Raw genomic sequence first — 20,163 nt, 5'->3', positions numbered from 1 at the left:
CTCTGCTTGCGTATTTTGAGGCGTTCTAAGGAGCTTGCACGCGATTATTTACCCATTCATGCCAAAATTAGGCCATGGGTGCACTTAGTCATATTCGGGTTTTAGACCTCAGCCGGGTTCTTGCCGGTCCGTGGTGCGCCCAAAATTTAGCCGATTTAGGTGCCGACGTCATTAAAGTCGAGCGCCCTAACGTTGGCGACGATACCCGCCACTGGGGGCCTCCGTTTGCCCAAAATCCACAAGGCGAAGATACGGCAGAAGCCGCGTACTTCATTTCGATCAATCGCAATAAACGCTCGATTACCGTCGATATCAGCACGCCCGAGGGTCAAGACATCATTCGCAAACTAGCTGCTGAATCCGATGTCGTGATTGAAAACTACAAGGTGGGTCAGTTAAAAAAATATGGGCTGGATTATGACAGCCTCACCTTACTAAAGCCCGATCTGATTTATTGCTCCGTCACCGGCTTTGGTCAAACTGGCCCCTACGCTCAGCGTCCTGGCTATGACTTCATTATTCAAGGCTTGGGTGGCTTCATGAGCGTGACGGGTGAGGCTGACGATTTACCCGGCGGTGGGCCGCAAAAAGCGGGGGTTGCGATTGTCGATTTGTTTACCGGCATGTATGCCAGCTCAGCCATTCTGGCTGCCGTGATTCACCGTGACCGTACCGGCCTGGGTCAATACATCGACATGGCTTTATTGGATACCCAAATTGCGGTCATGGCCAATATCTCGAGCAATTACTTATGCACCGGAACTGCGCCGCGACGCTGGGGAAATGCCCACCCCAATATTGTTCCGTATCAAACTTTCCCTACCTCCGATGGCTGGATGATCATTGCCGTTGGTAATGACAGTCAGTTTCGGCAGTTTGTAAAGGCTGGCGGGCAAGAGCAGCTGGCTGACGATGCACGCTTTGCCGACAATCCATCGCGGGTTGCGCACCGCTCTATTTTGGTTCCCTTGCTAACGGAGATGACGAAGACCAAAACCAAGAATGATTGGATTGCTACCTTGGAAAAGGTCAACGTGCCGTGCGGACCGATTAACGATTTGGAAGAAGTCTTTGCTAATGAGCAAGTCGTTTCGCGTCAGGTTCAACTGCAAGTACCCCATCCCACTGCCGGCACCATGAAATTGGTTGCAAGCCCCATGAAGCTATCGGCAACGCCCGTCGAGGTGCGCATGCCGCCCCCGACATTAGGTCAGCATACTGATGAGGTGCTGCGCGATCGCCTTGGCCTGAGTGCAGAAGCGATTTCAACCCTTCGCCAAAAACACGCAATCTAAGCGTCTCATCGCATGATAAATACCCAATCAAGAGCGTCTATCTCACTCAAACAAGTCCTGATTTACGGCGGCCTGCTTGTCACTCTATCGATGGGTATTCGCCATGGCTTTGGTTTATTTAACCTACCCATCACTGCCACCAATGGCTGGGATCGCGAAACCTTTGCACTCACTATTGCCCTCCAAAATTTAGTGTGGGGCGCAATGCAGCCCGTTACTGGCGCCCTCGCCGATCGCTTTGGTGCTTTTCGCATCATGGTAGCCGGCGGCATCCTCTATGCCTTAGGTTTGGTGGGTATGGGTCTATCAACCGACATTCTTCCGTTCACTGTGGCTGGCGGTCTTTTGATTGGCTTAGCGCAAACCGCTACTACCTACAGCGTCGTCTATGGAATCTTGGGTCGTAATGTAGCCGCCGAGAAACGGGTTTGGGCAATGGGGGTAGCAGCAGCGGCAGGATCCTTTGGTCAGTTCCTGATGATTCCCGTCGAGCAAGGCTTGATTACCCATTTTGGCGCGACCGATGCACTTCTGCTGCTGGGCTTAATGGCCACCTTGATGTTGCCCATCGCCTTTAAGCTTAAAGAGCCGGCAGGATCGACACACTTACAGCTCGGAAATCAAACCATTGCAGAGGCGCTGGGTGAGGCGATGCATAACCGCAGCTTTCAGCTACTGACATTGGGTTATTTTGTGTGCGGCTTTCAGGTGGTCTTTATATCGGTGCACTTGGCGCCATACCTCAGTGATCTCTCCAAGGCGGTCCCATCGCTTGGTTCTCCGGCAGTTGCCAGCACAGCACTAGCCTTGATTGGCCTCTTTAATGTATTTGGTACCTTTTATGCCGGCGTTTTAGGTCAGCGCTTTCCGAAGCGGTATTTACTGTCTGGCATCTATGCGAGCCGCGCTGTTGCCATCGCCCTTTTTGTATTTATGCCAATCACGCCGCTATCAACCTATGTGTTTGCAGCGGTGATGGGATTTCTTTGGCTCTCCACCGTTCCCTTAACGAATGCAATCGTGGCGCAAATTTTTGGCGTTAAATACTTAACAATGCTGTCTGGCTTGGTATTCTTTTCACACCAGCTGGGAAGTTTTTGCGGCGCCTATTTGGGCGGGCTTTTATATGATCGCAGCGGCACCTATGACCCCGTATGGATGATTGCTATTGGGCTGGGCATTTTTGCTGCACTGATTAACTTACCGATACAGGAACGCGCCCTTGGTCGATTGCAGTCGACCTAAATACGCTTACGTATCGATACCGCCCGTCTGAGTACAATCCGGTATGCGCACCCTTTTTAGCACGCCAGTCCGTAAGCCCCTGTGGCAACGTTTTGCTGTGTTGCTGTTTTGCGGTCTTGTTTTAAGCTTGACCTTTATGGCTTACTTTGCACCCGACCTCATGGTTGCATTAACCAATACCGTTTGGGCATTGTGCGGCTTTTAAATACAAGCGATTGAATTGCATTGCTCGCCGTAGCACAATGGATAGTGCACATGCCTCCTAAGCGTGGGATACAGGTTCGATTCCTGTCGGCGGGACCACAGTCTGCACGCTTCACTTATAAGTAACTCACTTTTTATTTCTCAAATGAATTGAAAAGTCAATCGGATTATTTATTCAAAAAGTTATCCACAGCAAATGTGGATAAATTACAGAAAGTGTTGCTAAGTATTGAATTTTTATAGGCCGATCTGGATTGCTTAAAAAATAAGCAATGCCCTTGCGACGATTTTTTGTTTTTATTTAACCATTGACTTTTATTTTTAAATCTATGCGTTCCTGATTTTTCATGAGTGCGATGCCAATCCAAGGTTTAAAAAATGAAATACATTTTCATTCCCAGCTGCTAGCAGATTGCTTTCTCGTACACTTAAACGCATGAATGCACTCACGCCCAGCACCCTTGCTGCCCTCGAAGAATTGCTCCAAAATACGGCGCGGTCGGTTCCATCGGAATACGTGCCCATTTTTCTTGCCATTCCATCGGGTAATCAATCGGGGCAAACGGTAGGCTATCTGCACTTGGATTTTTTTACTTTTCTTAAGCAATCCCTGGCCGCCAGTCCGATCGCCGGGGTGCACATCGAGCCACAGCGCATATTGCTCGACGGCTCTCGCCCTGCCTTGCTCAGCCAAACCATGCGGACCTTGGCTGATCGCATGCGCCAAGGGGGGTTTATTCCAGGCTGGCGTAATGAAGAATTTGCCTTTATCGATGCTCAGGGGCATGCCTTGTTTCAGCTGGAACGGGCTGCTTTTCGTACCTTTGGGCTCAAGAGTATGGCTAGCCATATCAACGGTTTTACTGAAAGCGGTCATATCTGGCTGGGTCGCCGTAGTGAAAACAAGCAAATAGACCCTGGAAAATTGGATAACGTAAGTGCTGGAGGCATTTCAGCCGATGAAACCCCCTGGGTTTGCGCCTCCCGTGAGCTTTGGGAAGAAGCCGGTATCCCCAAAGCCATTGCCAGCGAGATTCAGCCTGCAGGCCGCATGGAGATGCGTAGGCCCACCCCGCCCTTGGGCTTTCATGCGGAATCCCTATTTATCTACGATTTATTGCTCCCAAGCAATTTGCTGCCCACCAACCGCGATGGCGAGGTGGCCGGCTTTATTGCGGTTTCCTTTGGCGAAGCGGCTGCCCGTATATTGGCCGATGAATTCACTGCGGATGCTGCCCTCGTCACTGCCGATTTTATTTTGCGGCGCAGCAATGCCTCAGCTTGATTCAGGTCAGGACACGAGCCACCGAATCATGGTTAAATGCGTATAAGGATGAAACAGGGGTGCCCTCCGTAACTGGTGGCGCTGAGAAAGACCCTATTACCCGATCCAGATAATGCTGGCGTGGGGAGTGTCATCAAAACCGGTACCCGGTTTCGTCCATCGAATAATCAGTTAGGAGATGGATATGAGCACAGCAGACGTTAAAACAAAACCCGCAAAACCCGAGATCCCCACCCTTAAAAGTCTAGAGCGTGACTTTGGGCAAAAGTTTGCGTATCCCGCTTCGACCAAGACATATTTAGAGGGCTCGCGCTCTGATATCAAAGCGCCGATTCGCATGATTGAGCAATTGCCGACTGCAGTGGGCAAGGAGATGGTTCCCAATCCGCCCGTCCCTGTCTATGACACTTCGGGCCCCTACAGTGATCCAGATATTGTGATCAACTTGGAGAAAGGCTTACCAAAGCTGCGCGCTAATTGGATTACGCAGCGGGGCGATACTGAGCAGCTGGCCGGCCCTACTTCAGAGTATGGTGTCGCGCGCTCCAAAGATGCTGCTACCCAACACCTGCGCTTTGCCCATATCGGCGCACCGCGCGTCGCCAAGTCCGGCGCCAATGTGAGTCAAATGCATTACGCCCGCCAAGGCATCATTACGCCCGAGATGGAATACGTTGCCTTGCGTGAGTCGATGGGCATCGAGCAGTTACGTAAAGATCCCCGCTACACCCAATTACTAAAGCAACATCCTGGTAAAGGCTATGGCGCGAACTTACCCGAGATCGTCACCCCTGAATTTGTGCGCCAAGAAATCGCTGCCGGTCGTGCGATCATTCCAGCCAACATTAATCACCCCGAATTGGAGCCGATGATTATTGGCCGAAACTTCCGCGTCAAGATTAACGGTAACTTGGGTAATTCTGCCGTCACTTCCTCGATTAATGAAGAAGTCGAAAAGATGGTGTGGTCGATTCGTTGGGGTGCTGACACCATCATGGATCTCTCTACCGGTAAACACATTCACGAAACCCGCGAATGGATTATTCGCAACTCTCCAGTACCAATCGGTACGGTGCCGATTTATCAGGCCCTGGATAAAACCGGCGGCATCGCTGAAGACCTCACCTGGGAAATGTTCCGCGACACCTTAGTAGAGCAAGCCGAGCAAGGCGTTGATTACTTCACCATTCATGCTGGGGTATTGCTCCGCTATGTTCCGCTCACAGCCGATCGCATCACCGGCATTGTGTCTCGCGGTGGTTCGATCATGGCGAAATGGTGCCTCGCTCACCATAAAGAGAATTTCCTTTACACCAAGTTCGATGAAATTTGCGAAATCATGAAGGCCTATGATGTGTCCTTTAGCTTAGGCGATGGTTTGCGGCCAGGTTGCATTGCCGACTCCAACGATGCAGCCCAGTTTGGTGAATTGCATACCTTAGGCGAGCTCACTGCCAAAGCATGGAAGCATGACGTTCAAGTGATGATCGAAGGCCCAGGCCACGTTCCAATGCAGCGCATTGAAGAGAACATGACTGAAGAGCTCAAGCATTGCTTAGAGGCGCCCTTCTATACCTTGGGACCACTGATTACCGATATTGCACCAGGCTATGACCACATCACGAGTGGTATTGGCGCAGCGCAAATTGGTTGGTACGGTACAGCGATGCTTTGCTACGTCACGCCTAAAGAGCATTTAGGTTTGCCAGACAAAGAAGATGTGCGCGAAGGCATCATTACTTACAAGATTGCAGCGCATGGTGCAGACTTGGCCAAGGGCTTACCTGGCGCTCAAGTACGCGATAACGCACTATCGAAAGCCCGCTTTGAGTTCCGCTGGGAAGATCAGTTTAATTTAGGCCTTGATCCAGAGCGCGCGCGTGAATACCACGACGCTACCCTGCCTGCAGAGGGTGCCAAGATTGCCCACTTCTGCTCGATGTGCGGTCCAAAGTTCTGCTCGATGAAGATTACCCAAGAAGTGCGTGACTACGCTGCTACCTTGGATGCCGATGGCAATCCAAAAGTAGTGGAGGCAGTCAAAGGCATGGAAGAGAAGTCGATTGAGTTCCGTAAACGCGGTAGCGAGATTTACCAATAAAGCATTGGTTGTAAACGCGATGCGCGCTCACGAAAATCCATCTTTTGCTGGCAAGCGAATAGCCATTGTCGGGGCCGGCCTCATGGGCCGGATGATGGCCTACGCCCTAGCAAAAGGGGGAGCAGCGGTATCGCTCTATGATCGTGGCGGGGTAGATGGCGAACATGCTGCCGCAACCATTGCAGCGGCGATGCTGGCTCCACTGGCAGAGTCTGCAATCACCGAAGCCAATGTCGTGCAAATGGGCATTTACAGCTTGCCGCGCTGGCAATCATTGACTGCTGAACTCAGCCTTCCGGTTTTTTTTCAGCAAGAAGGTACGGTTTTTGTTTGGCATCAACAAGATGCCATCGAAGCTAAACGCCTTAGCACACAACTGGTCCGTAATTGCCGCGAGAGTCAGCAACCAGGCACATCCGCCTTTCCGCTAGAGCAGCCACAGCAGCTTGATCGCCATTCCTTAGAAGAGCTTGAACCCAGCCTAGCCGACCGCTTTCATCAGGGTTTGTTTTTACCGCACGAAGGCCAATTGGATAATCGGCAATTGATGGTCTCCTTATTGCAAGCACTCGGCACCATGGAAGTGAAGATGCACTGGAATCTCGCAATCGATCCCGATGACTTGCATCGCCAAGCACAGCATGACTGGGTGATTGATTGTCGCGGCCTAGGGGCAAAAGAGGCATGGGAGTCCAATCCTTTACGCGGTATCCGAGGTGAGGTAATCCGGTTACATGCGCCTGAAGTCAAACTCAAGCGCCCTACGCGGCTCATTCATCCACGTTACCCCATTTACATTGCGCCCAAAGAGGATGATATGTATGTGGTTGGCGCTACTGAAATTGAATCCGAAGACCTATCGCCCACCAGCGTTCGCTCGGCAATGGAATTACTCAGTGCGGTCTATACCGTCCATAGTGGCTTTGCTGAGGCCCGTATTCTAGAAATGAGTACGCAATGCCGCCCGACCCTTAAAGACAATTTGCCTGAAATCCGAATCAACAAGCCTGGGCTGATGTTAATCAATGGACTATATCGGCATGGCTTCTTAATTGCACCCGCAGTAATGGATTGCGCGATCGAGCTGTTGCACTCTTCGGCAGTAGACCAGTCACATGCCAGCAGTGCATTAGCCAAGCGCCTTGATTTACGGGTAACGCATGACCCTCAACCTGAGTTACTCGCATGCGCGTCATAGCCAATCAAATTCCGCGCGATCTGCCAAGCAATAGTTGCATTACTGATCTCCTGGCGGTGATCGAGGCGAAGCCGCCCTATGCCGTTGCTGTTAATTTGCAATTTGTACCCAAGACGCGCCATGCTGAATACATCTTGCAGGAAAACGATCAGGTTGAAATCATTGCCCCGGTCACCGGCGGTTAATCCGCCTTCGCTAACAAATTTGTACCCATGACGACTTCACTCCCCCTTTCTACTAGCGATGCATTGGTTCTCTATGGTGAGACCTTTGCAAGTCGCTTGCTCCTCGGTACCTCGCGTTATCCATCGCCGCAAATTCTGGAAAATGCGGTTGCGCTAGCAAACCCAGGGATGATCACCGTTAGCCTTCGGCGCCAAGGCACATCGACTACTGAAACGCATAGTGGCTTTTGGGATTTACTCAAAAAAATGGCCGTCCCCGTGTTGCCGAATACGGCCGGCTGCCACAGCCCCCAAGAAGCCATTACGACAGCCCAAATGGCCCGCGAGGTATTTGAGACCGACTGGATTAAGCTCGAATTAATTGGCGATGATTACACCCTTCAACCCGATACTTTGCGCTTAGTGCAAACTGCCGAAACCCTGATTAAAGATGGCTTCAAGGTCTTGCCCTATTGCACCGAGGACTTAATCCTCTGCCAACGCTTAGTAGACGTCGGTTGCCAAGCGGTAATGCCATGGGCGGCGCCGATCGGTACGGGCCAGGGGCCACTCAATCCCTATGCCATGAAACTATTGCGTGAACGCCTGCAGGTACCGCTCTTAGTGGATGCCGGCCTCGGTTTACCATCGCATGCCTGCACTGTCATGGAATGGGGCTTCGATGGCGTTTTACTTAATACCGCAGTAGCCCTAGCTGACAATCCCGTGGCAATGGCCACTGCGTTTGCCAAGGCAGTTGATGCTGGTCGGGCAGCCTACTTATCCGGTGCAATGCAGGCGCAAAGTTCAGCGCAAGCCAGCACCCCTTTGGTTGGCACCCCGTTTTGGCATCAGACCTCATGAGCCTCATTCGCGATCTCGCTGAACAAATTGTTACCTGCCATCAGCAAGATGATCTAGCCATTGCCGTTGCTGAGTCCAGCATTCATCAACTACCTCCCGCATTAGACAATACACACGCTGGTGATCATTACGAACTGGCTGGCGCTTTGGCTGCTATCCAAATGGGCTTTATTGAAACTGATGCACGGGTTTTAGGCAAGGCATGGTCGCGCATGGCGCATCATGCTGGCGGCTTTAATCCGGCCAGTTGGCCAAGCCTGCCAGAGTACTTTGATTTAATGCCAACACCGCACCAATCCAATGCCAGCGCCTTCCCTGAATGCCCGCACGCACTTGGGCTTTATGCAGTCTTGCCGAATGCAGAATGGGTTAAGCGCATGGTCGATGCCAAAGTGCCCACCGTTCAGTTACGCTACAAAGCAGAAGGCACTCTTGATCGCGGTCGCCTCATGGCAGAAATCAATGCTGCCGTTGCCGCTGTCCAAGGCAGCAAGACCCTTCTGTTTATTAACGACTATTGGCGTGAAGCGATTGATGCGGGGGCCTATGGCGTGCACCTCGGCCAAGAAGACCTAGCGCTGGCTGATTTGGACGCCATTCGCAAAGCCGGTTTGCGTTTGGGTTTAAGTACACATGGTTATGCTGAGATGGTCTATGCCGATTCATTCTTACCCAGTTACATTGCCATGGGCGCTGTCTTTCCAACGCAGTTAAAGCGAATGCCAACTGCACCTCAAGGACTTGGGCGGCTACGCAAATATGCGCAACTCATGCACCACTATCCCCTGGTTGGCATTGGCGGTATTGATGAAAGCACAATCCAATCCGTCGCTCAAACTGGCGTGGGATCGGTGGCGGTAGTGCGTGCAATTACAGGATCTGATAAGCCAGAGGCCGCGATAAAGCGCCTGACCCAACTCATGGCGCAAGCAAAAACTGCGTAGAAAATTAGCTAAGCGATTGCAGGATCGATGTCGTCGGGTAATACGGTTGGATAAAACGCATGCATATGCCATAGCGGACCCGAGCCTTGACCAATACTGAGATAAGCGCCTGCTTCCAGTCCCGCCTCAACATAAGCGATTCCTTTTGCAACAGCATGGCTAAGGTCATGACCGTCCGCCAAATAGGTTGCAATCGCCGATGCCAGAGAGCAGCCAGTGCCGTGGGTGTTGGGTGTATTGACACGGTAATGCAGGAGTTTTTTCTGTTCTAGGATTTTTTTACCATCCTCATCAATTGCTCGCCACATCAAAAAATCCATCAGCTGCGTATGCTTTGCATCGAGGTGTCCGCCCTTAATCAATACCGCGTCCGGGCCCATTTCGATCAAATCACGGGCAGCCTGCTCAAAGTCGGTAGGCTCTGAAATTGGACGGCCAAGCAATATGGAGGCCTCTTCCATATTGGGCGTAATCACCGTTGCCAGCGGAAACAAAGCCTCGCGCATGGCACGCGCGGTTGCATCGCCTCCCAAGCTTGCACCGGATGTTGCACGTAAGACGGGATCCAGCACGATGGTTTTGATGGCATGGCGACGCAATGCCGCAGCAACGCAGTGCACAATCTCGGGACTGGAAAGCATGCCAATTTTGACTGCATCTACGCCTATGTCACTCACTACTGCATCAATTTGCGCATCAATCACATCCAGATCGATCCCCTGAATTTTAGTCACGCCGAGGGTGTTTTGTGCAGTGATTGCAGTCACCACCGTCATGCCGTATCCACCTAAGGCGGTAATCACCTTGAGATCCGCCTGCAGACCTGCTCCACCACCGCTATCGGAGCCGGCAATCGTGAGTATTTTAGGAATACGAACTGAGGTTTTTTTACTGGTTTTCATATTCCTATCTTAGTTCGAAATACGCTCTTTTGGTTTTAATGTTGCCGACAAGCCAATTCCGATCACAATCAATAAAAAGGCGAGTCCATGAAAGCCCTGAGGGGATTCTCCCAGAATCAACGTGGAGAGAATGGCGGTAAAAAGGGGTATGAAATTAGCAAAGAAAGCCGCTACCGTTGGCCCTGCTTTGGCAACGCCCAAACCCCAACAGCGATATGCAATCAAGGATGGCCCGATAGCTACATACAGAATGAGTATGCAGACCAAAATACTGGGCTCAAAATGCATATAACCGCCCTGCCACTCCACTACGGTAAATGCAGAAGACCAAATTAAGCCAAATAAAACTTGGGCGAGTAAGAAAGCGTTCCAAGGCCAACTCCGTTCCGAGCTGCCCCCCGGCTTTGTCAGCATCCAACTGTAAAACGCCCAGAGAATGGTTGCCAAAACCATCAGCAAGTCACCATATACAAACTGGACTTGCAATATGGCCAGCCAGTCCCCTCTCGAGAGAACAATGCATACCCCCAAAATAGAAATCAAGGCGCCGATGACTTGGTAAGCATTCGGTCGATTGCCAAAAAACAAAGCGCCTATCAATAGCATCCAAATGGGCATGCTTGCCCCGATCAAGGTCACATTAATGGGGGTTGATGTCTGAATGGCCAAGTAGAGCAGCATGTTGTAACCGCCCACCCCAAACAAACCGAGCAAGAGAAAGCGTTTTTTATTCTGCCAGAGCGGGCTGTTGGCCCTCAAAATCGATACACCAAATGGCAATAACACTGCAATGGCAACCAAGCATCGGACGGTACTCAGCAACAAGGGGGATATCTCCCCAACCAGCAACTGACCAACCACGGCATTACCCGCCCATAGCAAGGCAGCCAGCATCAGGTACAGCATTACACGTAGGTCGATAAAGCGCATATTTAAGGCAAAAATGGAAGATGTTGTATGATATTGGCTTACGCAATTCCTCGATAGCTCAGTCGGTAGAGCGCCGGACTGTTAATCCGTAGGTCCCTGGTTCGAGCCCAGGTCGAGGAGCCAAGAATTAGTAGCAAAATCAATAGCCTGCAGCGATGCGGGCTATTTTTTTACCCTTAAAATAACTTAGCGCACTCTTAGCGCACTTCAATTTCAAGTTTGATGCTACTATTGCTATAAATTAATACCCTATAAAAACAGCAAAGTGCCAGCCAGTCAGGACTCTAGCATCATACTGCGTAAAAAGGAATTGCGCCTTTTTCGTCGAAATCGTTCGGGCTTTTGGCAAGTGCATTACAAAATCGGGTCTAGTAAAACTTGGTACCGTAAAACGACTGGAACTGCTGATTTAACTGAAGCAACACAGATTGCCGAGGACATTTATCACGAAGCTAGAGTGCTTGATAAACGAGGACTGGCTGTCGTTAGCAAGAAGTTCAAAGCCGTTGCTGAAATAGTGAGCAACCGCCTAAAGGCCGAGGTCAAAGCCGGTACCGGCAAGAAGAGTTATGCCGACTATTACCGTGCCATTGATAGCTACTTAACCCCCTTCCTTGGCAAGTTCAATATCGACCGCATAACGCCTGATGTCGTCTCGGACTTTCACCGTTGGCGCACGGAAAAGGTTGGCTATGAGCTTAAGGCTTCAACCCAAAATAACCATAATGCTGCCCTCAATTACGTATTTGATTACGCAGTTGAAAAGAAGTACATGACTGAGAGTCAGCGCCCTAGCCTTAAAAATACCGGTGAAGCTAATGCGACTCGTGGGATCTTTAGTACCGATGAATTGATTGAGCTGCAGACATTTATTAGAGGTTGGATACAAGCCACTAAGAATGTCAAGAGTCAGCAGCTTCGCGAGCTACTGGGCTTGTACATCACCTTCATTGCCTGTACCGGTGTTCGCCCAGGCACCGAGACTAAAGAGCTTAAGTGGAAGAATATTGAATTTATTCAAAAGCCTACGATGCGAGTTATTCACATCACCTTGCCACAAGGTAAACGTGGCAGTAGACAACTGATTGCTAGAAACGAGCTTTGGCCTTTGCTAGACAAGCTGCGTGAATTTCAACCCGCTTACTCCAAACTGACTTTAGAAGAGTTGGTAGCAAAAAAGGAAGATAAGCTGCTTTTTAGAATGCGCGATGGCAATCGCCCCTATGACTTAGTGGGCGCTTTTGCTGATTGCTTAGAGGCTGCTGGTTTGAGCAAAAGCGATAAAGATGGCAAATCAAGAAGTTTGTATAGCCTGCGCCACTACTACGCTACGCAGCGAGTATTAGAAGGCATGAGTTTTGGGCAGCTCGCTAATCAGATGGGTACGAGTATTTTGATGATTGAGCGTCATTACAGTCATCTCAAACCACTGATGATTGCTGAGCAATTGGCAGGCAGCATTCCAAATGATAAGACTGCTGCCAGTGAAGAGATTTTGCGCTACATGAACCCAAGTCCAGTACGTAGCGATGTGATGAGCTTAGTAGGGGCAACTACTGGCATCTATTTGCCACTAAATGAAGCCAATGCCAAAGCCACTAAAGAGCTCAAAGACGAGCTCAATAAATCACTGGCGAAAGTAAGTTAATGACAAAAGCGCACTACTTTCAAAGATATCCCACGGCTATGGTGATCTGATGACTCCATTTATTCAGACCTTCTTTGAACGTAAAGCCGATGGCGCTTTAAAACAAAGCATAGAGCGAGCTTGTGATTTGTCGCACTTTAAGCAGGTTAAAACCAGACTAGAAGCTGGTGAGGATTTAACCAAGGAACTGCCGCAGCTCAAAAAGTTATCCAAGAAAGACGCCCTAGCGGCAGTGAAGACTTTAATTAAACGCTGCGATACGGATTTGAATGATTATTGGACCTTGCCAAAGGCAGCCAAAGCCAAGTTGTCAGTCACGCATAAGTCCTACAAAGGTGAACTAGTTCCGCGATTTACAGCCATCTACCAATTTAATACGCAGCTAGGCCTGGTGGAGATCAAAGTGACTACACAAGGCAAATACGTCTTTGTGTCCCCAAGTACAAAGGATGTAAAAAAGGCCAACACGGAGTTGGCCTTTAGGGATGTTGAAAAACAGTTAAGTTTGGCTGGATTTGCTTAATGTTACTTTTTATTAATAAACGCATAACCATTCCAGTCTCGCTTAATTCTATCGGACAGTGTTGATTGATCAATTCCGATAGCTTTTGCGGCTGAACGAATACTGGGAAAATCTCCTAATGGCGTTTTGACAGAGCGACCTCTTCTTAAGCTTGGTTTAGATGCTAAATGGTTTAGCCACTCTTCACGATCTCGCTTACATTTGTCAATATCTTTTTTATCTAAGTAAAAAAATCCAGGCTTTTCTTTCCTCATCCAATTTGATATTGAAACAGGATCAACGCCATGAGCTCTAGCAGCCTCAGCACGAGTTCTAAAAATACCCAATGGTGTTTGACACCTCGTAGTTAAGCCAGCTTCAATTTTACTGAGTAAATACTTCTCCTTAGTTTGATCACTTTGTGGGCCACGCTTAATGCCATTAAGGCGACCTTTATTGGCTATTGAGATTTTTAGCTTAGTTGCTTCAGTATGGACAACCCCAGGTTTACCTTTCAATGGCGACGGTGGAGCTACCCATCCAGGCTTTCTTGGATTAGGTTTTCCTAGCTTTGCCAAGCTAATCTTGTTGCGTGTTTCCTGACTACGAACTTTGCCCTTATTAGCGATACTTAACTTACGAGCAAATTCAGCTTTTTGCTCATCTGATAATGAAGCGCGCCACTTTGTATTCCCTGGAGCAAATGTAGCTGAATTAAATTGCGCAGGACTTAGCGATAACAGCCACTCAATACTGCGCTCTTTTGATCTGGTCATTATGCAGCCTCCAAGAAGCGACGAGCTTGACGCTGCCAATTATTAGGCTTTGCCTTCATGGCTCGAGCGATGTGCTGAGGCAGGCGAAGATCAAGTCTACGAGGTATATCCAAGTTTTCTAATAAAAACTTGAGAAGCTCAACTTTCTGCTCATTTTTAATTTCAGTATTTACATCAGCTGCAAGATAGTCCTTTTCAACGATCATATGAAATATCTGAGCATACTGATCCTCGCGACTCTCTAAATTTAAAGAAAATGGTGCGGAACGACTACGCAGAGCATCCATGTGGTTAGCAATACGTCCCCGTCCGCTGGCTAAACGCACGTTTGTAGACACAATCACTGTGCCATTAAATTCAAAACTACTGGGCAACGATTTTCCATTAGTTGGATTGCGCAACTCTTTTGTAGATGACCATCCCACCCAACGATAAGTTGGATCGGTAGCCCCTTTTAATAAATTAAGGCCAGTTTCGTCAGCAATAATGCCATCGCAATCATCTAAAATGACATACTTGCCGTGCTTACGCATCAGATAGAGTAATACATACAACATTCCAGGGGTTGTATGACTTCTTGCAATAATGAAATCATTAAGTTCTTGTAGGCCGGCACTATTAAGTGCCTCAACAATTGCATGGGTCTTCCCCATGCCCGGAGGGCCGTAGATAATAGCCGCACGATGTGCACCAGCGACTACGTCACGCAAAAACTCTTGAGCATCTTCGTTATATTCACGCACCTCATCAATGCGCTTACGAAGACTTGGCTTAAAGATGGGATCTTGCAGGATATCTGCCACAGCAGCATAGTTAATTGATTCATTAATTTTTGTGATCGTTTCTAACATTATTAGCTCCTTATACACAGCGAAATTGCTGTATTTGAAGGATCTCATATATTAACTATTTCATAGATTAACTAGATAATTTTTATGCTATTCTGTTAATAATTATGAGCCTTAAGACCCCTCCACAACTGCGTATTAAAGCCAAAGACTTTGTTGGCAAAAATCGCTATGCGGAAATGCAGGTGCTCTATCAATATTGGTTTGAATACCTGAGACTCAGCCCTAGTTATGAACTTGCTAGGCTCCATCGGACAGGCAAACTCTCGGCACTAGATAGGCAGCGTCTGCCAAAAGACTTCGACCAGGTACTGAGGGTATTTGATGATTTTGGCAATCTCCAACAGAAACTCTTTAAGCCCTGGTGGATTAATACTGGTCTTGCATTAATGGGTACGCCTACCAAAAGGCCCAGCCCTAAATCCATTTCTAAATTAACAAGCAATAAAGAAGTAAAGAGCGTCTTAGAAAATGTTGAAAAGTACATTCGCAATGACTGGGCAGAGACAGGCGAACCCGATACCTTGCTGATAGCTGTTCCACTGAATATTAAACGTAGCCGCTTGATCACCGAAATTACCCAAATACTATCTAACAGTATTAGCAATAAGCCAACGCAATCAAAAGCTCAATACCAGCTCATACAAAAGAAAACGCACTTACAAACCTTAAAGATCGGTATTAAGACATTATGGCTAAGAGCACTGCACAATGAAAGTGAGCTATGGCGCATTGGTGCAGAAGCACAAGTTAGTAAAACCTATAGCAATGAAGTTGACCCTAAAGCTACTAAAAAAACTACTCTAACTTCACAGGCAAGGCAAACACTCACGATCGTCACTAGTCGTGCACTACTTAACGCCAATATGGTTGCTGAAAATGCTGCACGGGGTATTTTTCCCAGTAATGCCAAGCATCCTTATGCAGTTAAATTTAATGCGGATGAGTTTCATCAAGTCTTAGCTAAACAAACGGCCTGGGCTAAAAGAGAAAAAGCCAAATACCGCTAAATTAGCTCTACTGCATTACGCAGGATATCCGGCCTTGTATCAATATAACGCTGTGTTGTAGACATTTGACTATGGCCTGCTAACTGCATCATTACCCTAACTGAAACCCCTTTCTCACTTAATCGTGTCAAAAAGCCACGACGGCCACTATGACTAGTAGCGCCATTAAGCCCTGCTTGACGGTATAAGCCGTTAATTACGTGAGTAAGAGTATTAGGAGTAAATCCCAAAGCCCTTTGTGTGGGAAAGAGTGGACGATTCATATCCTTAGGTGGATAAGCTGCGATATAGATGGCAAGCTCCTGTTGCATACGCTCCGATAAGAGTACCACCCTACTTTTAGAGCCCTTAGTTTGATTGGCTGCCAAGCGGATCTCACTTAAAACCTGGTTGTCGCTGCTTAAAACGTCGCTGTAGCGCACACTCGCTACTTCTCCTATACGCATACCCGCCCAGTGCGTTAACAGCAGTATTGCGCGATTACGTACTGCTGCTTTAGTAGTTGCTGTGTAATCTAAAGCCCTTTGCAGCTCTTGATCACTTAATGTTTTTGCTTGTGCCATGGTCCCTCCTTGTTTTGCCATCTATGTACTTATATTTTGTATTCAAAACTGCCATATTCCTACCGGAAATGGCCACAAATACACTCAGATTGATGGGTTTTACAAGTGAATTTGGCTGAAAATTTACCGTATGATTTTCAAGTGGTTACAAGCACTCAACATCAAATGTGAAAAAAGTGTTGAGTGCTAAAACAATGGAATTTGATGGCAATTTGTGGCATTTCTGCCACGAAATAATAAATAGACACTAGGAATTTAGTCTTAGAAAATCAGTTAATTATCAGATTATCAGCTGATGTAGTATTTGCATATTATGGCGAAATAAAAAGCTAGATTAGGAGAGAAAATGCCACAGCACCCACGATATACAAATAGCCCAAATAAAAATATTGAGCTGCTTTATAGCCTTCTTAATCAGCTTGAAGGTTTTGGATTAATTCATGAAGAAATTCATCAAAATCTCGACTCGATCATGGCCGAACTGTATCCAACAGCGGCGAGAAAATATTCTGCCTACGAGAACGGTGAGGAATTTTCTGAAGATGGCGATGCGGATGATTACTTTTCTATACCCAGTGTTAGCTCTCTATTTGAATTTGTTGATTCAGATGAAAAAGAACAATTCATTCAAGACTTTAGAAATACGATTGCATACTGTATGTTCTCAGGGACATGGAACACGGACGACGCAGCCGAGGGCATTATTGAACTCAGGGATATTGAGTACTACAAAATGCACACCTATCTTGAAGAAGATACGGAAACAAAAAAGAAATACGAATACAGCAAAAAAACTATTTGGTTCCCAAGTGATATAAATCCATTAAGAACTGGTATCTATGAAATATCCGATATGGATTACCAATCACCTAAGCATAGTGGCTATGCATATTGGAATGGGAAAAAATGGTTTTATTCAAAAATTCTACTTAAAGACTGTATTGATCAAAAGAGAACCAAGGAAAATGAAAAATCATATGGTAGCTATTGTTGGCGTGGTTTTTTAGAGCAGCAATCTACTTAAGCTCTTTTGATTGATGTGTTTTAAAGCTAACTGCGTTAGCCTGCTCTTCGCTTCCGCTCATCGCATTTTTCTTCTTTTAAATGTTTTTTAAAATTATGATTTGAAATATTGAATTTCAAGATCTTTCACTAGGAAGCACAAGCCAAGCCCTGATAAAGGGCTCAACTCATGCAAGCCTCTTTCACTGAGGTTTTCAACTGATATACACACAACTTGCAAGAAGCAAGATAGGTAGGTATTGCTATCACCTATTACGTGCCGTCATACGCAGCTAATTTGCGGTCTATATCAGGAACCCTTGCAAACTAGCTTGTGGGTTTATTTCATTGGCGCTCCCACTCACTTTCAGCCTAGACGAATTAATCATTAATTCGACAATTTAGCCTACATTCACGTATTTCTACGCTACCAACTCATACAACATCGCAAACGGTACTGCCACACAGGGGCGTCGTTTAAAGCATCCAAAACAGCCAGGGTCTTGGGTAGTGCAATGAGGCCAGATAGTAAGAAATCTGAATTGCGTACCGTCACACATCAGAACGGGTTTCGCAGCACTATTACCTTCGGCGTGCCAACCTTTAAGCCTTACTGTTTTACTTGTTTCTATGAATTTATTTAGCTTGAACATAAAGATCGGTAAAAAAAGTACATATATGTTCTAAGGCCTAAAAAGAGCTCAATAATGGCCTTTTTTCGGTTGTCCAAAGGGGTTTTCTGATCATATTGTTGTGTTGTCCAGGCATTTTTAACGCAACTGATGGAGAGCACGATGGCAACGCTAGAGAACCTAAATACCCTTAAATTGACCGATGCAAAACGGCCTAAAAACCAACCCCCTATAGTGCAGCGTAGAAACAAGCTGATTAGCAAATTATGGGAGCAGCTGGAATTAGCCAAAGCAAAACATAACGGCAAAGACTTTGTCGTAAAGCGCTACAAAAACGTTAAAGATCTAGAGGGCAATATCAAGAGCGTTGAAAAGCCCAAGCGCATCAAACCCTGGTGGTTTATCAGCAGCACGGGAGCACTGTGTATCAATGTGTTTTACGGCAGCAAGGTTTTAGAGCTGGCTAATGGCAAAACTGCTGTAGAGGCTACTAATTTAGAGAATGTAATTGAAGTACTAGAACTCTTAAAGCGCGAAGCTGACATGGGTACATTTGATGAAGCAATAGAGGCAGCCAGCCTACAGCTGCGCAGCCGCTTTGAATTGAAAATCCCGAAAACGAGTCAAAAGAGCAAGGTTTTGACTGATTCCATTGCGCAAACCCAATTCATAAATAAATGACTATGAGGCATAGCAAAAATGAATCTATCTAAAACCCAGCTTTTGAATCATTTGGAGCAATTTTATGGAACGCAGTACTACTACCCTCTATGGCCTAAAGTCTTTCTAACGGATGGTGCCCAGTTTCTAGCACAAGAAGCGGCCTGCTACTGGCTGATGGATGCGATTACCAGTCATATTCTGCACTTACCTAAAAACGAAGTATTTGTCAGTTGCAAGTTAACTGTCTATAACGGTAAAGCTGAGCTATTACTCGATGATGGCAATGGCAACGTACTAGCCACGCAGAACATTGCCTATACGACCTTTCCACTCGATTCAATAGCACTCTACGCCTGTTGGGATAGTGAACGCTGGATCTTAATGCTACCTACTGAGTATTAGTAACTAAAAGCCAGAAGCTAAATACCAGTATGCGATTTTATGAATTCCAATCATCCTCATCCAAACCATTAAGCCCAGCACAGGCACGAATCAAAGCTCTGAAAGATCAGGCCAAACGAGCACAAGCAGCAGTTAAAGCGGAACGAGCAAGGCAAAAGATTCAAGCTGGGGAAATTGAGTTGGCAAAAGTTAGTTAGAGAAAAAATCGCTATCCTCCAAGGGTTTCCCCCTATGCAATATTAGTAATTGGCTATGCGCGCAACTATGCTCTTTCACTAAAAGCAATTTATGTTGGAAAAACTGTTATTTCAAAGTATTGATGCCAATCATTGCAATTAAAGTTGCAATCTAGTTCGTATTTTTATTGTAAATTTTGTAGTTATTATCTGAAAGTTTTATGAAATCTTATCAACGTGGTTGAACTTAAAAACGCATTTGCAAAAGAATTCAGGCGTTCCTTGATAGCCCATTACGGAAAAGTGCCAAGTTGCGCAAAAATCGCGAGGGACTTTACCCTCATTTCACGCGAGTTAGAGCCAGTCTCTGTCGAGACAATTCGCAAATGGCTGCTGGGCGTCAATATGCCCCATGCCGCCAGAATGCGCACTTTAGTTGTATGGCTCAATTTAAATGTCGATGTACTTGATGGACCACATTACAGCAATACATCTAATACTCCATCAGTATCTCCAAAGAATAATAGTAGCGGGTCCTCAGACTCAACAAAACTTTTGCATTTATTTGATCAACTCAATTCAAACGCGCAACAAACAATCTTAGAAATAGCAGAGCTGTACAAAAACTCCCCCCCCCCCGAAAAAGAAGTAATGCACTGTGAGATCAAAAATTCATCACGCCAATATTCAGCTAACAATAGGGACTAAAAGTTTGCAATGGATTCGTCAAAATACATTGTTTCTTTGCTTGGTTATTGCGCCTACATTTATTGCAAGCATTTATTTCACCTTTATAGCTTCTAATATCT

The 20,163-nt window shown here is 47.0% G+C and carries 22 protein-coding genes, 2 tRNA genes and 1 riboswitch; of the genes, 19 read left to right on the top strand and 5 right to left on the bottom strand.

Translation table 11 applies throughout. The features are described from left to right. Nucleotides 1-74 precede the first annotated feature (74 nt). From AOC34_RS04745 to AOC34_RS04705, 10 genes are all read left to right on the top strand, one after another. Nucleotides 75-1,295 (top strand): CaiB/BaiF CoA transferase family protein, encoded by a 1,221-nt coding sequence (locus AOC34_RS04745; protein WP_108469004.1) that lies wholly within the window; start codon nucleotides 75-77, stop codon nucleotides 1,293-1,295. A 12-nt stretch (nucleotides 1,296-1,307) separates the two neighbouring features. Continuing rightward, entirely contained in the window at nucleotides 1,308-2,540 is a 1,233-nt protein-coding gene (locus AOC34_RS04740) for an MFS transporter (RefSeq protein ID WP_108469003.1), read from the top strand. Between the two features lie 43 nt (nucleotides 2,541-2,583). Next, nucleotides 2,584-2,745, top strand: coding sequence for a hypothetical protein (locus AOC34_RS10230; protein ID WP_159074819.1), 162 nt, complete (start codon nucleotides 2,584-2,586; stop codon nucleotides 2,743-2,745). A 23-nt stretch (nucleotides 2,746-2,768) separates the two neighbouring features. Beyond that, nucleotides 2,769-2,843 (top strand) — tRNA-Arg (locus AOC34_RS04735). Between the two features lie 337 nt (nucleotides 2,844-3,180). Continuing rightward, nucleotides 3,181-4,029: an NUDIX hydrolase gene (locus tag AOC34_RS04730; protein ID WP_108469002.1), complete on the top strand. Its 849-nt coding sequence runs from the start codon at nucleotides 3,181-3,183 to the stop codon at nucleotides 4,027-4,029. 45 nt (nucleotides 4,030-4,074) lie between these two features. After that, nucleotides 4,075-4,173: riboswitch (TPP riboswitch) on the top strand. Between the two features lie 40 nt (nucleotides 4,174-4,213). Next, the gene (gene thiC / locus AOC34_RS04725) at nucleotides 4,214-6,130 is read left to right on the top strand and encodes a phosphomethylpyrimidine synthase ThiC (RefSeq protein WP_108470051.1); all 1,917 of its coding nucleotides are present in this window, start codon (nucleotides 4,214-4,216) and stop codon (nucleotides 6,128-6,130) included. Between the two features lie 19 nt (nucleotides 6,131-6,149). Beyond that, on the top strand, nucleotides 6,150-7,328 hold the full coding sequence (locus AOC34_RS04720) for an FAD-dependent oxidoreductase (RefSeq protein ID WP_108469001.1): 1,179 nt from the start codon (nucleotides 6,150-6,152) through the stop codon (nucleotides 7,326-7,328). After that, nucleotides 7,316-7,513, top strand: a complete 198-nt coding sequence (gene thiS / locus AOC34_RS04715) for a sulfur carrier protein ThiS (RefSeq protein ID WP_108469000.1) — start codon at nucleotides 7,316-7,318, stop codon at nucleotides 7,511-7,513. Before AOC34_RS04720 ends, thiS begins: the two co-directional genes overlap by 13 nt. 27 nt (nucleotides 7,514-7,540) lie before the next feature. Continuing rightward, nucleotides 7,541-8,356: a thiazole synthase gene (locus AOC34_RS04710; protein ID WP_108468999.1), complete on the top strand. Its 816-nt coding sequence runs from the start codon at nucleotides 7,541-7,543 to the stop codon at nucleotides 8,354-8,356. Then, complete coding sequence (locus AOC34_RS04705) at nucleotides 8,353-9,300, top strand: thiamine phosphate synthase (protein ID WP_108468998.1); 948 nt, start codon at nucleotides 8,353-8,355, stop codon at nucleotides 9,298-9,300. Before AOC34_RS04710 ends, AOC34_RS04705 begins: the two co-directional genes overlap by 4 nt. 8 nt (nucleotides 9,301-9,308) lie before the next feature. Here AOC34_RS04705 and thiD read toward each other — a convergent pair whose 3' ends face one another. Both thiD and AOC34_RS04695 read right to left on the bottom strand, forming a co-directional pair. Beyond that, nucleotides 9,309-10,202: a bifunctional hydroxymethylpyrimidine kinase/phosphomethylpyrimidine kinase gene (gene thiD, locus AOC34_RS04700; RefSeq protein ID WP_108468997.1), complete on the bottom strand. Its 894-nt coding sequence runs from the start codon at nucleotides 10,200-10,202 to the stop codon at nucleotides 9,309-9,311. A gap of 9 nt (nucleotides 10,203-10,211) precedes the next feature. Continuing rightward, the gene (locus AOC34_RS04695; RefSeq protein ID WP_108468996.1) at nucleotides 10,212-11,132 is read right to left on the bottom strand and encodes a DMT family transporter; all 921 of its coding nucleotides are present in this window, start codon (nucleotides 11,130-11,132) and stop codon (nucleotides 10,212-10,214) included. A 47-nt stretch (nucleotides 11,133-11,179) separates the two neighbouring features. Here AOC34_RS04695 and AOC34_RS04690 point away from each other — a divergent pair. From AOC34_RS04690 to AOC34_RS04680, 3 genes are all read left to right on the top strand, one after another. Beyond that, nucleotides 11,180-11,255 (top strand) — tRNA-Asn (locus tag AOC34_RS04690). A 187-nt stretch (nucleotides 11,256-11,442) separates the two neighbouring features. Continuing rightward, on the top strand, nucleotides 11,443-12,780 hold the full coding sequence (locus tag AOC34_RS04685) for a tyrosine-type recombinase/integrase (protein ID WP_159074818.1): 1,338 nt from the start codon (nucleotides 11,443-11,445) through the stop codon (nucleotides 12,778-12,780). Between the two features lie 49 nt (nucleotides 12,781-12,829). Continuing rightward, complete coding sequence (locus AOC34_RS04680) at nucleotides 12,830-13,303, top strand: hypothetical protein (RefSeq protein WP_108468994.1); 474 nt, start codon at nucleotides 12,830-12,832, stop codon at nucleotides 13,301-13,303. Nucleotides 13,304-13,305: 2 nt separating this feature from the next. Here the strand turns inward: AOC34_RS04680 and AOC34_RS04675 are convergent, their stop codons facing one another. Further along, on the bottom strand, nucleotides 13,306-14,058 hold the full coding sequence (locus AOC34_RS04675; protein ID WP_108468993.1) for an NUMOD3 domain-containing DNA-binding protein: 753 nt from the start codon (nucleotides 14,056-14,058) through the stop codon (nucleotides 13,306-13,308). Then, a complete protein-coding gene (locus tag AOC34_RS04670; protein WP_108468992.1) occupies nucleotides 14,058-14,909 on the bottom strand; it encodes an ATP-binding protein in 852 nt (283 codons plus the stop codon). Before AOC34_RS04670 ends, AOC34_RS04675 begins: the two co-directional genes overlap by 1 nt. 176 nt (nucleotides 14,910-15,085) lie before the next feature. Here AOC34_RS04670 and AOC34_RS04665 point away from each other — a divergent pair, with 176 nt between their 5' ends. Beyond that, the gene (locus tag AOC34_RS04665) at nucleotides 15,086-15,916 is read left to right on the top strand and encodes a hypothetical protein (protein ID WP_159074817.1); all 831 of its coding nucleotides are present in this window, start codon (nucleotides 15,086-15,088) and stop codon (nucleotides 15,914-15,916) included. On the opposite strand, the gene AOC34_RS04660 is transcribed toward AOC34_RS04665, so the two are convergent. Next, a complete protein-coding gene (locus AOC34_RS04660) occupies nucleotides 15,913-16,479 on the bottom strand; it encodes a tyrosine-type recombinase/integrase (protein WP_108470050.1) in 567 nt (188 codons plus the stop codon). The two genes, AOC34_RS04665 and AOC34_RS04660, sit on opposite strands and share 4 nt — an antisense overlap. Before the next feature lie 346 nt (nucleotides 16,480-16,825). Between AOC34_RS04660 and AOC34_RS04655 the strand changes: the two genes are divergently transcribed. The 5 genes from AOC34_RS04655 (at nucleotide 16,826) to AOC34_RS10225 (ending at nucleotide 20,062) form a co-directional block, all read left to right on the top strand. Next, a complete protein-coding gene (locus tag AOC34_RS04655) occupies nucleotides 16,826-17,503 on the top strand; it encodes a hypothetical protein (protein ID WP_108468990.1) in 678 nt (225 codons plus the stop codon). Nucleotides 17,504-18,275: 772 nt separating this feature from the next. After that, nucleotides 18,276-18,794: a DUF6641 family protein gene (locus tag AOC34_RS04650; RefSeq protein WP_199908324.1), complete on the top strand. Its 519-nt coding sequence runs from the start codon at nucleotides 18,276-18,278 to the stop codon at nucleotides 18,792-18,794. An 18-nt stretch (nucleotides 18,795-18,812) separates the two neighbouring features. Continuing rightward, complete coding sequence (locus tag AOC34_RS04645) at nucleotides 18,813-19,178, top strand: DUF6876 family protein (RefSeq protein WP_108468989.1); 366 nt, start codon at nucleotides 18,813-18,815, stop codon at nucleotides 19,176-19,178. Between the two features lie 29 nt (nucleotides 19,179-19,207). Beyond that, complete coding sequence (locus AOC34_RS10290; RefSeq protein WP_199908323.1) at nucleotides 19,208-19,375, top strand: hypothetical protein; 168 nt, start codon at nucleotides 19,208-19,210, stop codon at nucleotides 19,373-19,375. A 216-nt stretch (nucleotides 19,376-19,591) separates the two neighbouring features. Continuing rightward, entirely contained in the window at nucleotides 19,592-20,062 is a 471-nt protein-coding gene (locus tag AOC34_RS10225; RefSeq protein ID WP_159074816.1) for a hypothetical protein, read from the top strand. The last annotated feature ends 101 nt before the right edge of the window (nucleotides 20,063-20,163 follow it).

Origin of the sequence: Polynucleobacter difficilis (genome assembly GCF_003065365.1) — a bacterium.
Taxonomy (GTDB): domain Bacteria; phylum Pseudomonadota; class Gammaproteobacteria; order Burkholderiales; family Burkholderiaceae; genus Polynucleobacter; species Polynucleobacter difficilis.
Note: the sequence above shows the minus strand (reverse complement) of the source record. Positions and strands in the feature narration are given on the sequence as shown.